Here is a 13913-nt window from a genome sequence, read left to right as displayed (position 1 = left end):
CGCACAGCGCAGGGCCTCTATACGGCAGATTCCTACACTCAAACGCCCAAAGACCAGCATGGACGCCCAAGGTCGACATGGGTATGATGTCGCCCGCACAAGCATCCGTAGCTCAGCTGGATAGAGTACTGCCCTCCGAAGGCAGGGGTCGTGGGTTCGAATCCCGCCGGGTGCACCAGATATGAAATGAAAAAGCCCCAGGTCAAGAGATCTGGGGCTTTTTTTGTTCTTCAGCTTTTGATCGTTCCCTTGCTCCGCGTGGGAATGCATCCGGTGACGCTCCGCGTCACCGTTGCACAAGTGCCGGACTTTTCGCTGAGAGCAGGACGCGGAGCGTCCCGGGCGGCATTCCCACGCGGAGCGTGGGAACGATCAGGTCGCTCCAGAAATATGCACAAATGCATATTTTCTCTTGGCATCAACACTGCGTTTATGTACAGTATCGATGTGCTGGCTTCTGCCTCACGCCGTTTGCCCTCCCCCTGCAATCGTCAGCAAGGTGGGCATTCTCAAGGAAGCTAAATATCAAGGAGATATTCATGACTGACATTACTCTACCGCCAATTATCGTAACGCCTGAGCCGCCACTGCCCCTTCCTCCTGGGCCGCTGCCAGGGGGAGGTTTTATTGCCAAGCCCTTGCCGTGGGATGGGAAAATCGTTGATTTTTCAGACATCGATGCGCTCATGCGAAAGATGAACTTCAGTCATCCTGACAGTACGATGACGAAGGTGGCGCTGGCGGTCAGGGCGCAAAAGCAGATTGCAGATTCTTACGCTGCCAACTTGCCTAACCTGCTGGCCGAGATCGACTCGGAGGTTGCCGCAGCCGTTGGGGCGGATGTTCTTCCGGTACTGGAAAAATCCAGGAAAGAAAAAGCCGTTGTTGATGCTCTAATCAACGCCTCACAGGCTGACCTTACTGCCAGTCTTGCGGCGGCTAACGCTTACTTCGGTAGGGATCCTTTACTGAAAGACATACCGCACAATGCGGTAGATTTCGTCAATCTTGAATATAAAGATCGGCTGGGCTTCAAACACGCGTATCAGGCACTTGCCGATTCCTATAGCGCGGCCTACAAAAGCAGATACCTGTCTGAAAAGATTCGATTGTTGACTGAAAAATCTAACGCTTTGACGGGTTTGATCGCTACCGCTCAAGCGGAGGAAGATGCACGTCTTGCGGCGCAGGCGGAGGCCGAACGCCTGGCTGCCGAGGCCGCAGCAAAAGCTGAAGCAGAGCGTCTTGCCGAAGAGCAGGCAAAGGCCGATGCGGAAATCAAAGATGCCATTAAATTCACTGCTGATTTTTACAAGGAGATCGGAGAGAAATTTGGCCAGCAAATGTCAACGCTCTCAGCAGAATTGGCCGACAGTGCGAAGGGCAAAAAGCTTCGCAGCGCACAAGAGGCACTGAATGCCTTTGAGCAATACAAGGGCGCGCTGGATAAGAAATTCAGTGCGGCTGACCGCGCGGCCATCGTCAATGCCCTGGACTCGCTTGATAGCGCGGAGTTGGGAAAAAACCTGAACAGGTTTGCCAAAGGCTTTGGTTATGTAGGCAAAGCCATTGATGCCTATGACTTGCATAATGAAGTAAGTAAAAGCTACGCAACAGGTGATTGGAATAACACGGCACTGAAAGTGGAAACACTGTTTGCAGGTGCTGCGGCAACAGGTTTGATTGCTTTTGCGTTCGGCGTGACTGTTTCGTCACCCGTGGGGATTGTGGCGTTTGCGCTGATCATGGCATTTGTCAGTGCATTTATTGACGATAAACGTGTTAAGCAATTTAACGATGCGCTCGACGCAGTGCTTCCTTTCTAAAAACACGAAGTGGCCTTTTTAGGCCACTTTTTTTAGTGCTGAATAGAATAGGTACCCAAGCACGGCAGGAATGGCAAAAACGATGCACACCATATAAAAAATCACATACAGCCCGTTTTTCCCAGGCGACTCCGTCAGTAAGCCGGTCGTCCAGAATTCACGACGTGTGAATCGAAGCGCTGTCTGCTCGATTATAAATCGAGAGAACGGAAACAAGAAAATACTGCCTGCTCCTAAAATCATAACAGTGAAGCTAATATCCTCCACAAAAGTGTTCGCTCCAAAAATGTCGGTAAAGAAGAGAACAAATATGAAAATGGATATCATAAAATTCTCAATTAAATATTTTTTACTCATATCAACTCGTACTTTAAATTCACTTTAAACTTCTGGCTGCCCTGCTCAATTAAATGATAGCAAATAGCATCCATGGCATTGGGCTATTGCGTAATAGGTTCAGTGCAAGATGAGTGAAAAGGGGCGATGGTATCCCGCGATACCATCGCCACGGGGTCAGTGAGGCTGCAATGCCTTGAGGCGCTCCTCAAGATTTTGCGCAGGAAAGCGTTTTTGCAACTCGGCCAGTTTCGCCGTCGCGGCACCCTCATCGCCTGCCGCGCGCAGGCGCAACACTTCCTGCAAGCCCTGCTCCAGCGGGTCAGGCACTGCGCGCTTGGCCAGCTTGCCTTGGGGCAAGGCGTCACTGTTCATTTCGGCGCTGAACGACTCGGCACGCGGCGGTGCGCTCATGGGCGCAGGCGCGGAAAACGTGGCCGGGGCAGCGAGGCGGGTGTTTTGTACCGGGGCAAGCTCGGGGGTGCGCGTCATCACGCCTGCCAGCAACGCCACACCGGCCACGCTGGCGATCGCCATCTGCCAACGCGGTTGCTGGCACAGACGCAGCCAGCGTTGCCACAGGCTGGGCTTGGGGGCAGGCGCTTCGCGGCGGGCGGCGTTGAGAATGAATGTGTCCAGGAATGCGGGCGGTTCGCCGGCGCTGTTCTGGCGATAGTGCTGGATCAGCGCTTCGTCGCGCGGATCGTTCGGGTCTCGGGGGGCAGTCATACAGTTACCTCGTCGGCCAGCAGGCGCCGCAATTTCTGCAGGGCATAGCGCAAGCGGCTTTTAACGGTTTCCAGCGGGGCACCGGTGAGGGTGGCGATTTGCGGGACTTCGAGGTCGCCGTGCAGGCGCAGCAGGAAGACTTCGCGCTGGTCTTCGGGCAAGGCTTGCACGGCGGCGTCGAGGCGCGCTTGGTCGCGGTTCAGGCTCAGTTGCTGTTCGGGGCCGGCGCTGTCGTCGGGCTGGGCGTGCAGCAACTCGTCGTAGCTGTCGTGCAGCGGGTTGTGCAGGCCGTGTTTGCGCCAGTGGTCGATCAGGCGGTTGCGGGCGATCTGGAACAACCAGGTGCGAAAACTCGCCCGGCCTTGTGGCTGGGTGGTGCTGCGGATCAGGCTGAGCCAGGTGTCCTGGTAGATTTCTTCGGCCAGTTCGGGTTTGTTGCACAGGGATACGAGGAAGCGGTACAGGCCCTGGCGGTGCCGGGCGTACAAGGCTTCGAACGCAGCAGCGTCGCCGGTGCGGTAGCGGGCCAGCAGCGATTCGTCGCTGGGTGGATCGTCTGGAACGGCCATGTAGTGGGCAGACTCCTTTTTATAAGCCGAAGCGGGTTCAAGTGTGGGAGGGGGCTTGCTCCCGATGGCGGTGGGTCAGTCAGCACATTTGGTAATGATAGGCCGCTATCGGGGGCAAGCCCCCTCCCACATTTGATCTTCATTGTGCTCGGGATCAGGGTTTTAGGCTTTGGGCCAGTTCGACCAGTTGCACGAATTCGTTGCGCAGGCCGAACGGGTCGTCGCCTCGGGCCGAGCGGGCCAGGGCGGCGATGTCCTGCAAGCTCATGTTGCCAGTGTAGCCATCGCCCTTGAGCTGTTGGGCGAAAGCGGCCACGGCGGCGCTGAAGCGTAGGTCGCTGCTGGGCTTGGTAGTCGTTTTGTCGACGGCCCGTTCGATCAACTGGCTGTCACCGTCCGCAGCCGGTTTGTAGCGCACGCGCACCGTCGCCAGTTCGGCCGAGGTGTTTTCAGCCGCAGGTGCTCTGGCATAGCGCAACGGCTCCAGCCAGCCCTTCTCGCCCTTCGGCACGATTTCATACAACGCGGTCACCGTGTGCCCTGCGCCGATTTCGCCGGCATCGACCTTGTCGTTGTTGAAATCCTCACGCTTCAGGGCGCGGTTTTCATAGCCGAGCAGGCGGTATTCGCTGACCTGTGCCGGGTTGAATTCCACCTGCAATTTCACATCCCGCGCCACCACCGCCAGGGTCGAGCTGAGCTGGTCCACCAGCACCTTGCGCGCCTCACGCAAGTTGTCGATGTAGGCGTAGTTGCCGTCACCGGCGTCGGCCAGTTGTTCCATCAGGTGTTCGTTGTAGTTGTCCACGCCAAAGCCGAGGGTGGTCAGCGATACGCCGCTTTTGCGCTGGTCCGCCGCCATTTGCTTGAGGCTGTCGAAGTCGCTGATGCCCACGTTGAAGTCACCGTCGGTGGCCAGCAGGATGCGGTTGATGCCCTGGTCGATAAAGCCTTCGCGGGCCATCTGGTAGGCCAGCTCGATGCCGGACGCGCCAGCGGTGGCGCCACCGGCGGTGAGTTGGTCGATGGCGTTGCGGATCGTGGTTTTGTCACGCCCGGAGGTGGGTTTGAGCACCACGCGGGATTCACCGGCGTATGCCACCAGTGACACGCGGTCCTGATCACGCAGTTGATCCACCAATAATTTCAGCGTGCTTTTGACCAGCGGCAGCCCTTCGCGACGGTTCATGGAGCCGGACACATCCACCAGAAATACCAGGTTGGCCGGGGCCAGTTCTGCCACAGTTTTGTCGGAGGCCTTGATACCGATGCGCAAGAGTTGCGTGCGTGGGTTCCACGGCGTGGCGGCGACTTCAGTGGTGACGCCAAAGGGTGAGCCATCGGTAGGCAGCGCATAGTCGTAAGGGAAGTAGTTGACCATTTCCTCCAGTCGCACCGCGCCTTCGGGCGGCAGGCGGCCCTGGTTGAGGAAGCGTCTTACGTTGGCGTAGCTGCCGGTGTCGACATCCACGCTGAAGGTGGAGACCGGTGCTTCGGCGACGCGATGCACCGGGTTGTCGGGCAGGTTGGCGTATTGCTCGCGCGGTTCGCTGCGCTCATCCCGGGTCGCCGTCTCCCTCATCATCATCGGTGCCGGCATGGCCATGCGTTTGACCCACGCGCCCTGGGCCGGGGCGCGTTGAAGCGCTGCGACGGGTTCCGCCGGTTTCGCCAGGTCAGGGGACGACGACAGCCCGCATCCGGCCAGCGCCACCAGCAGGGTAACGGTGAAGCCTTGGGCAGCAGGACGCAGGGAGAGCAGAGCGTAGGACATGGGCTGGGCCTCGTGAATGAATGAGCCGTTCACAAGGTCAGACGCGAGGTGGGTGGGGTTCGGGTTAAACCCCAATTGACCTCACAGCAAAAAACAATGTGGGAGGGGGCTTGCTCCCGATGGCGGTGGGTCAGCCACTGCAGTAGTGACTGATGTACCGTCATCGGGGGCAAGCCCCCTCCCACAGTTGATCTTCAGTGTTTGAAGAACGTCAGTCCGTGCCGTATTTCGGGTTACGCGGGCCGTACAGGATGCCGGTGCGTTGCCCTGCCGACAGCAGGCGCGCACTGGTGATACCGGCAATCGGGTGCGCCGCGTCGGTGGAACTGTTGATCACCTGCTTGACCGCCGCCGTGATCAGCATGCCCACCAGGCCGCCACCGTTGTTGTTGCCTTCCTCGCTGGACGCACGCGCTGCGCCGGTCCACAGGGTGGTGCCGGTGCGCAGGTCCACCAGCTTGGCCGAGGCCGTCACTGAGGTGTCGCTGGAGATCAGCATGTACTTGGTGCCGTATTCACTGACCGTGATGTACAACGCCGCGTCCGCACCAAAGATGTCATGCAGCTTGGCCGGCAGTACCGCCTGGATGTCGTTGGCGGTGGTCAGGCCGTTCTGGCGGAAGGTTTCGTCCACCAGGGCAATCGGCAACACGTAGTAGCCGGCTTCGGCCAACGGGTAGGTGACTTGCGACACCAGGCTGTAGGACGCCTGCACTTCCGGCGATTCATTGATCGGAGGCAGTACCAGGATCGACTTGGGCCGCGCCTGTTTGTACGCCGAGTAGTCGACTGTCTTGGGCGCCGCGCAACCGCCGAGCAACGCCAGGGCCAGCAAGGCGCCGGTGAGTTTTAACAGGCTCATTTGGTGGCGACTCCGGTCTTGGCGTTTTTCAGCAGAAAGTCCATGTACGCAGCGGACTCGGGGAACAGGGCCTTCTCGGTGCGAAACTCCTGCACCATCTGATCATCCTTGCCCATGTTCATGTACAGCATGCCCAGGTGCGCGTGGTAACCCGGCGGCGCCTTGCGGCCACTGGCGTTGATCTTCTGCAGATCGCGTTCCAGTGCTTCCACCTGCGCTTCCTTGGGCTCGCCCTTGAAGTATTCGTAAACCTGCGGCTGGTAGCTCTCCCATTGATACAGGGGCTGGGGCGCCGTCTGGCACCCGGCTACCGTCGCGATTGCTGTCAGCATCAGCGCCAACTTCACTGCCTTGCTCATCCGTGTACTGCTCCTTGTGGTGTGGCTGATCAGTTACGCGGGTTCCAGGCGCCGGCGTTGATGCCGTCGACCAGGCGGTTGATCGCTTCGCGCATGGCCAGGTCGAGCACCTTGCCATTGAGGGTGGAGTCGTAGCTGGCGGTGCCGCCGAAGCCGATCACTTCACGGTTGGACAGCGCGTACTCACCGGCGCCCTGGGTGGAATACACCACTTCGGAGGTGTTGATGTTGACGATGTTCAACGCGACTTTGGCGTAGGCCACTTGGGTTTTGCCACGGCCGAGAATGCCGAACAGCTGGCGGTCGCCGGTTTCCTTGCGGCCGAACTCGGTCACATCGCCGGTCACCACGTAGTCAGCGCCCTTGAGCTTCTGCACGGTGCCTTTGATCTTGGCTTCCTGGGAGATTTCGCCCATGTTGTCGCGGTCCAGCACGCTGAAGCGGTTGGTCTGCTGCAAGTGGGTGATGAGGATGGTCTTGGCCTGGCCGCCGAGACGGTCGACGCCATCGGAGAAGATGCCGCGCATGTAGCTGGAGCGGTTATCGAACTTGCCCACGGCAATCGGCACACGCACGCCGGAATAGGCGACGTGGGCGCTGGCGACTTGCTCCACCGGCATCGCGCGGTTGCTCTCGGTGGCACAACCGGCCACGGTCAACAGCGCCGCGGCGGTGAGGCCCGACAGCAGGATTTTGGACAGTGTCTTCACAGGGTGCTCCTTGGGTGAGGAAATCAGCGTTGCCGGGTTTTCCAAGGAGAGAGGCAGCCTGGACACTATGCTGGCCTGAATTCTTCCCTGAAAGACTGTGATGCAACGGCTGCGGCATTTTACGGGGTTAAAAGCGGTTCTCAAGGTGTTTCGGCCCGAGTAGTGAAATCCAACACAAGCCTTTGGAACATGGAGATCCAATGTAGTCAGTCAACCCATCACTGACTGGTCTACCGCTATCGGGGGCAAGCCCCCTCCCACACTGATATCAGAGGCAACACGCTCTACGTAAGCAGGTTGAGACAGTGCAAGCTGCCCCAGCCTCGCTGCTGCGGATTCACGCAAACCCAATGTGGGAGGGGGCTTGCCCCCGATGGCGGCGAGCCAGCCAACACATCATTGACTGACCCTCCGCAATCGGGAGCAAGCCCCCTCCCACAGTTGTTTTGCGATGTGGCTTAGAAGGCGTAGCGAGCCTTGAGCATTACGCCGTCGGCGTCAAAACCACTGCGCGCCTGGCGGGTGTAGCTGGCGCCGACGGTGAAGTCCGACACCTGGTAGTTCACGCCCACGCTGGCCTCGTAGCTGTCACGCGCCACCGATGCGCCGGTCACGGTAAACGCCGAACCACCGGCGACGAAGCTGGAGGTTTGCGCCACGCGATCGCCCATCAGGTCGTGGTAGGCCATCAAGGTCGCTTCCGGTTGCAGGCTGCCCGCGCCCATCGGCAAGTTGCCCGCCAAACGCACACCGGCACCCAGCTCGCCCACTTCATAACGTTGCGAAGACGTGCTCAAGGCCGCCGACGAACCTTTCTCGGTGTAGCCATCCATGCGCACGTTGGCATAGCGCGCAGCCACACGCGGCTCGATCACCACCGCCTGGGACGGCTTGAAGCTGTAGCCGCCGATCACGCTGGCCGACAACACATTGCTGTCGTAACTGCCCTTGGCCGTGGTGCCCGCGACGTGGCGCTTGCTGTCATTGTCGTTATGGCCGTAGCTGAGGCTGCCATCCACAAACCAGTTTTGCAGCGCCCAGTTGCCGTACAGCGACAGCGCGTGGCCCTCGACGTCGGTCTTGTTGCCCCGGTCCGAATGGATGTTGGAATTGAGGTAGCTGTAGGCCACGCCCAAAGTGGTGGTGTCGTTCACACGACCGTCCACGCCCACCGCCATGCCGCTGCTGTTGGCCGAGTAACCGTTGTTGCCGCCACGGCCGTCCTGGTCCATGTTGCTGCTCAGGCCCTGCACCCACACGCCGCCGACCTGGTGACTTTCACGCTGGTCGGTGAGGCGATTGAAGATCGCGCCGTTGACCACGGTTTGCCCCGACAGCGCCACGTCGAGGGCGCCACGGTTGACGTCCGGCGTGAGTTGATCGGCGAGCTGCGCCAGTTGCTGCGCAGTCCCGGCGTTGGCCAGGCTCTGGAACACCGGATCGTTCTGGTTGAGCCCGCCGAGCACATCGTTTTTCAGCACATTGACGGCGGTCGCGGCTGACGCACCCGCGCTGACACCCGCCAGCTCCTGCTGAACTTGCTGGTCGCTTTTCACCGCCACCACGGCCTTGACCGTCTGCGCGTCGGCCGAGTAGCTGAGCACGTCGAGCAACGACGAGGCGCTGGCGACCGCTACGCCGTTGTTCTGCACGTTGGTGGCTTGCAGCAAGGTGTATTGCGTGCCGGCTTTAGGCGCCGCGAAGTCGCCCGGGTTGGCGCTGACCGTCAGCTTGGAAGCTTGAGCCAGATTGGCCGTGCCGTTGACGGTGAGGTACGGCGTGGTCGGCACCACGCTGTCGGCCAGGTGCATATCGATGCCCGCACCGCTGGCCACATTGAGGTCGCCGGTGATAGCAGTGCCGGGCGCCGAGAGGTTCAGCGAACCCGAATTGACCGACACCGGCGCGATGATACGGCTACCGCTGAAACCTGCCTGACCGCCGATGTTGACGGCGCTGAGGTTGAGCAGGTCGCCGGTGATTTTGCCGCCGGTCCAGTTCAGGCTGGCGAGGTTGTTGGCGTCGACGGCGATGCCGCTGTTGCTGCGGATTTCGCCGGCTTGCTGGTTGATTTCAAACGCCGCGACCTGCCTGGCCGCATCCACCTGGATCGCCGTGCCGTCCGCCGCGATGAGCCCACGGTTGACGATACCGCGTGCGCCCGTGGCACTGTTCTGCGCAAAGCTGGCGCCGGACAGATCGAAGGCATTAGCCGACGCGCCCTTGGCTTCAATGGTGCCGGTGTTGAGAATGTAATCGACGGTGCCGGAGTAAAAAAACAACCCCTTCGCCTCGTTGCCATTGGCGGAAATCAGGCCGCTGTTTTCAATACGCAGGGGGTTGGTGTCGGTTTCCACTTCCATGCCCCAGGCGCCTTCACCGGTGGCGATAATCGAGCCCGAGTTCAGCAGCTTGCCGCCGATGGTGGTCGGCGTGTCGCCGCTGACGTCAAGGATCAAGCCAATCGCATCCGGACCGGCCATGTCGATCACACCGGTGTTGGAAACGTCGCCCGCAATGGTGGTGCCGTGCAGGTAAATGCCTTCGCCACCGCCCAGGTAGCCGGGAAAAGGCTCGGCGCTCACCGGCGGCGTGGAACGGATGGTGCCGGAGTTGATAACGCTGCCGCCAATGGTCGTGGCACCGATTTCAAGCCCTTCGTAGGCGCCATGGTTCATCAGGATATTGCCCGCCTGAACCACATCCCCGGTGATGGTGCCGGGAGTCAGATTGGAAGGGCCAGACCAGAACATCGGATCGATGGCGATCGCACGAATGGTTTTGCCCTGTGAGTCCAGCGTGATGTCTGCGCGGTTGATCAGCGAGCCTTGAATGTTGGTGTTCACAAAGCCGAGACCGGCGGGATCAGTGGTGTTGGAATCGACCACCCGGGAAAACTTGCCGGTAATGGTGACCGGCTCGTTAAACGTCTCATTGGCCCAAATATTCTTGCCCTGACCCAGGTCGAACTCGACTGCCAGCACCTGCGTGCTGATTGCCCCGACCATGATTGCCAACAGACTTTTCTGGAACTGCTTGCGCTTCATTTCAAACTCCATGAACTACAGTCAAAGCCGCCAATACGCCCGGCAGCAGTAGGTGTGCTGTGCGAAAGGATCAATCGATCCGAATGAGGCTCTCCCGGCGTCCCTGGGAATCGCAGGCGCGAGCCGGTGCACCGCAGGCGGTGGCAGACAGGAGGCCGTAATAGGGAGAGGTTCACATCAATCCTTAATGTCATTTGAAAACGCTGCAGTCCATGCAGCCCGACCGGTTGCGGGTGGGCGGGGTAAAGACATCGAGATAAACAAAATGTTCAAAGTCATTCAACACGCCCCAATCCTGTAGGAGCGAGCTTGCTCGCGAAGACCTCCAACGATAACGCGAGCAACCAGAAACACACGGTGACTGAGCGTTCACCATCACACCCGCGCCACCCAACCGCGTTACCTCACCATCAGACTTACTTGAGCTCCTTCACCAGATACTGCGCAGAAATCTGCGTAATCCCGGTCAACGCCCGACGCAATGCCTCCGGGTCTGTGCGATAGGTGAGCGGCGTGTAGCCATAAACGTTCTGGCCATTGAATGGCGTCACCGTTTCAAAGGTGCGCCAGATCATTTCATCGCCGCGATTCATCTGCGCCACCACGCTGAGGGTGGGGTAAATCACGCTGCTGAAACCCTGGGTCAGGCGAAAGCCCCACTCGGACACGGTCAACTGGATCTGCGCATCGGCCGGTTCATCGTCGCCGACCACCTTGAGCGTCGAAGTCTTGCCCAGCGCATCGACAAAGCCCTGCTTGAGCAACACGCCTACATCGAGTTTTTCCGCCTCCATCACCGTCAGAATAGCCATCGGCGTCGGCATCTCGGCCAACTGCCCAAGCTTCATGCCGGCGGCAAACCCGGCGCCGCTCAACGCTGCAGTGCCGACCTTGGACGCCCCGCTGGCCATGCCGGCACCCGCGCCCAGTCCGGCACCCAGGGCGGCGCCCCAAGCCTGCTCGCGGCCGAAGTACACCATGTTCTTTTCCCACTTCACGGGCAGGACTTTGACGGTCTTGATCTGCGCGCGGTTTTCGGGAGTGAGGGGGTGGCTGACGCAACCGCCCAGGATGAGGGTGGTGAGGAGGATCAGGAGGAGGTTTTTCACATTGGTCCTTTAATGTTTGGGGTGGGGCTTGCGGATTGGCGTATTAGTGATGCGTTCGCTCGTCGGCAGTATGTCGGCAATGAGTGGGAAGACATTAGGGGTCGTGGTGGCACTCTTCGACGGGGCGGCATTTTGATGCCTTGCGTGGGTTTGGTGGTGCGGCTTATAGTCCGGCGGTCGCTCAAAAGGCGACCGGGTTTGGCGACCCGAAGAACGAGCCCTCAATAATCCAGAGAGCTTAATGATGAATCGATACATGCCCCTAACCGGCCACGACTGCACCATCCCAGCGCTGATCATCGACACCCAGGCACCTCTCGACGTCCTCCACGACGCCGCCGTGCACCGCATTCGGGCCGTCACCCAACTGCTGGAAAACCTGGCCTTTCGCGAACAACTCAGCAGCGATGCCGTAGTGCTTTCAGACTTCGCCCACTTGCTGGCCATTCCGCTGCGCGATGGGTGCGATTTGCTGGATGTCATCAGTCGCAGGCTTAATGCCGATCCGTCCTGAGTGAAAATCGGGCGGCCTTTGTGTCGCCCGCTTTGTGCGTGAGCAATCCAACCAAATAAACCGGTCCACTTTTTCCGTCATTTCACGCAGCAAACTTGATCATCAGAAAGATAATAAAGCCCCTCCAGTGTTCCGCAAATGGAAGGAAGACCAAAAATCGGTTCTGAGGCATAAGAAATAGGCAGCTCGGATCTAATCAAACCGGCGAACTCCGAACTTTCCCACGCGGCAGTTACTATACCGCTCCAAAAATTTACGGCCTCTCCCGTTTCAGACAATACAACAGGCTTTAAGTATTCAATTGCAACATTGGAGTCCCAATACAAATAACCGCAATACACAGTGCCATTTTCACCAAAAAAATCAGCTCGAACGATAATCTGAAAGTCTGAGCACGTTTCCTGTTCGACGAGGGGGCGTACAGTTAATTCGACCTCCACGGTGTCGTCCATCGGAAAGAACCAAACGCTATAACTACTAAGATCATCAATCGTCAGCTCACATACTTGTTTATCCGACATAACTCGCCGCGCCCCATGCAATTAAGCACAACAAAATAAGACAGATTTATTTGATACACTTTCCCAGCTAAAATTTAAATAAATCTGTGCCATTTTCTCTCCACCCCCTTATAGCGCCTATAACAAAAGTGGACAAATTTATTTAACATACCTTTCAATTCTAACTTAAATAAATCTGCCCCCTTTTCCCTTCAGCTCGAATTTAAACAAACCCGCCCACTTTTCCTGCTTATCTATTATTAAGATAACCTTTCAAATAATTTTTCTAAAAACTCTAAAAATGAGGAAGCAACAAATGATAATTCTGAATCACTATTTGGTGCAGCTTCATGATGCCACATCACCACGCCTGGATCGTCAGGAAACCGACTTTCACGATAGTCAAAACAGAGCGCGTCTCCATTCCCTAACACTGAGAAGATAATTAAATCTTGAACAAAGCCTTCTGGCGGATAACGGTACTTCATCTCCATTGTCTCAAATGTTCCTTCGATTTCACCGAAAGGCAAAAACATGCCAGCGCTGCTCATAACATCTTCGCCGAGTAGGCGATTATAAAACTTGAAAACAGGCTTATTTAAAATAAACGCGCCATTGAACCCTATTAAAATTTCTTTATATTTTTTTGGAAAAACTATCCCCGCCATTTTTTCAAAAGCGTCGATATCAGCAAAATCACCTTGGCCAAAATAAGAGTTAAAACTTACGCCTGCGATCATTTTATTCCCCTTTACTCATCGATCCCCACCCGACGTGACGTTCACCACTGAAAAACCTCGGAAACCAGTTGCAACTTACAGAGTAAGGGGGATAGATATTATCTAATAGGTCTTGTACTGCCATAACAGATCTAAGTACATTTCCCCCACTCTTTTATTTTCGACAAACAAAGAACTTATCTTCACTGAGATACCCAATACCGCCTAAGCACCAAAATTCAAAATATGAACGAAAGTCAAAATCCAGATTTATTAAAGGCTGCCCCATATACCAAGCCAAATAATAATCAGCGGCAACTCCGTAAAGGGCCTCAAACAGTGCATACTCTTGCTCTGTTTTTAGCAACCTGCAATCCCTGACCTGATCCCCCACCAGTTCAAGTATCCAATTGCTGGGAATGTCTAATTTATCATAATCGTTAAATTGATCTTTGCTTCCATACAACAATTTTGCACGTTGGCATATCCCGTACAACTCGTCGTCTCCAAGAGACTTACAGAAACTTGCCTGAGCTTGCAACCAGAGTTTTGCCTTTTGCATCAATTCAAAGTCGCTAGATTCAATCGTCGGGCATAGATATAACTTATCTTCAAGCGTACCAGCTTGGATCACCTCATTCACGCGCGATACCAAATTGTCAGCTTGAGGAAAATAGCTTAACGCTTCAGTAATTTCAGCTAGAGAAGAATGCACTTTGAACAGCGCTAAAAAGTGCGACTTATCAAAATAGGCTTTTCCCTCACAAAAAACGCACCAGTCCTTTAAAAGGGTAGACATCACTTTGCTCTTGGTAAATCTGGTAAAAGGGAAGGACCGATTATCCAACCAATGAAAAAT

General features: G+C 56.9%; 14 protein-coding genes and 1 tRNA gene. 3 read left to right on the top strand and 12 right to left on the bottom strand.

The window, feature by feature from the left end:
* The first annotated feature begins 101 nt into the window (after positions 1-101).
* Positions 102-178, top strand: a tRNA-Arg gene (locus BOP93_RS00940).
* A 361-nt stretch (positions 179-539) separates the two neighbouring features.
* Entirely contained in the window at positions 540-1826 is a 1287-nt protein-coding gene (locus BOP93_RS00935; protein WP_237140389.1) for a colicin-like pore-forming protein, read from the top strand.
* Positions 1827-1844: 18 nt separating this feature from the next.
* Here the strand turns inward: BOP93_RS00935 and BOP93_RS00930 are convergent, their stop codons facing one another.
* From BOP93_RS00930 to BOP93_RS00890, 9 genes are all read right to left on the bottom strand, one after another.
* Positions 1845-2183 (bottom strand): colicin E1 family microcin immunity protein, encoded by a 339-nt coding sequence (locus BOP93_RS00930; RefSeq protein ID WP_106427355.1) that lies wholly within the window; start codon positions 2181-2183, stop codon positions 1845-1847.
* Positions 2184-2339: 156 nt separating this feature from the next.
* Positions 2340-2891 (bottom strand): hypothetical protein, encoded by a 552-nt coding sequence (locus tag BOP93_RS00925; RefSeq protein WP_104501237.1) that lies wholly within the window; start codon positions 2889-2891, stop codon positions 2340-2342.
* Positions 2888-3460, bottom strand: a complete 573-nt coding sequence (locus tag BOP93_RS00920; protein WP_065893850.1) for an RNA polymerase sigma factor — start codon at positions 3458-3460, stop codon at positions 2888-2890. The genes BOP93_RS00925 and BOP93_RS00920 overlap by 4 nt, the downstream gene beginning before the upstream one ends.
* A 154-nt stretch (positions 3461-3614) precedes the next feature.
* Positions 3615-5234: a vWA domain-containing protein gene (locus BOP93_RS00915; RefSeq protein ID WP_104501236.1), complete on the bottom strand. Its 1620-nt coding sequence runs from the start codon at positions 5232-5234 to the stop codon at positions 3615-3617.
* Positions 5235-5445: 211 nt separating this feature from the next.
* Positions 5446-6096: a DUF799 domain-containing protein gene (locus BOP93_RS00910; RefSeq protein ID WP_065949945.1), complete on the bottom strand. Its 651-nt coding sequence runs from the start codon at positions 6094-6096 to the stop codon at positions 5446-5448.
* Entirely contained in the window at positions 6093-6455 is a 363-nt protein-coding gene (locus tag BOP93_RS00905; protein WP_057010471.1) for a DUF4810 domain-containing protein, read from the bottom strand. Before BOP93_RS00905 ends, BOP93_RS00910 begins: the two co-directional genes overlap by 4 nt.
* Before the next feature lie 29 nt (positions 6456-6484).
* On the bottom strand, positions 6485-7165 hold the full coding sequence (locus BOP93_RS00900; protein WP_005783620.1) for a CsgG/HfaB family protein: 681 nt from the start codon (positions 7163-7165) through the stop codon (positions 6485-6487).
* A gap of 458 nt (positions 7166-7623) precedes the next feature.
* Positions 7624-10212: an autotransporter outer membrane beta-barrel domain-containing protein gene (locus BOP93_RS00895; RefSeq protein ID WP_104501235.1), complete on the bottom strand. Its 2589-nt coding sequence runs from the start codon at positions 10210-10212 to the stop codon at positions 7624-7626.
* A 416-nt stretch (positions 10213-10628) separates the two neighbouring features.
* On the bottom strand, positions 10629-11321 hold the full coding sequence (locus BOP93_RS00890; RefSeq protein ID WP_104501234.1) for a hypothetical protein: 693 nt from the start codon (positions 11319-11321) through the stop codon (positions 10629-10631).
* A 256-nt stretch (positions 11322-11577) separates the two neighbouring features.
* Here BOP93_RS00890 and BOP93_RS00885 point away from each other — a divergent pair, with 256 nt between their 5' ends.
* Positions 11578-11835 carry a hypothetical protein gene (locus tag BOP93_RS00885; protein ID WP_057725484.1) on the top strand — a complete coding sequence of 86 codons (258 nt, stop codon included), beginning with the start codon at positions 11578-11580 and terminating at the stop codon, positions 11833-11835.
* A gap of 77 nt (positions 11836-11912) precedes the next feature.
* Here BOP93_RS00885 and BOP93_RS00880 read toward each other — a convergent pair whose 3' ends face one another.
* The 3 genes from BOP93_RS00880 to BOP93_RS00870 form a co-directional block, all read right to left on the bottom strand.
* Entirely contained in the window at positions 11913-12356 is a 444-nt protein-coding gene (locus tag BOP93_RS00880; RefSeq protein ID WP_104501233.1) for a hypothetical protein, read from the bottom strand.
* A gap of 239 nt (positions 12357-12595) precedes the next feature.
* A complete protein-coding gene (locus BOP93_RS00875; protein ID WP_104501232.1) occupies positions 12596-13075 on the bottom strand; it encodes an SMI1/KNR4 family protein in 480 nt (159 codons plus the stop codon).
* 154 nt (positions 13076-13229) lie between these two features.
* Entirely contained in the window at positions 13230-13853 is a 624-nt protein-coding gene (locus tag BOP93_RS00870) for a hypothetical protein (protein WP_104501231.1), read from the bottom strand.
* Positions 13854-13913: the final 60 nt, after the last annotated feature.

The sequence above is a fragment of the Pseudomonas orientalis genome (assembly GCF_002934065.1).
GTDB classification, from domain to species: domain Bacteria; phylum Pseudomonadota; class Gammaproteobacteria; order Pseudomonadales; family Pseudomonadaceae; genus Aquipseudomonas; species Aquipseudomonas orientalis_A.
This window is presented reverse-complemented; position numbering and strand designations above follow the sequence as displayed.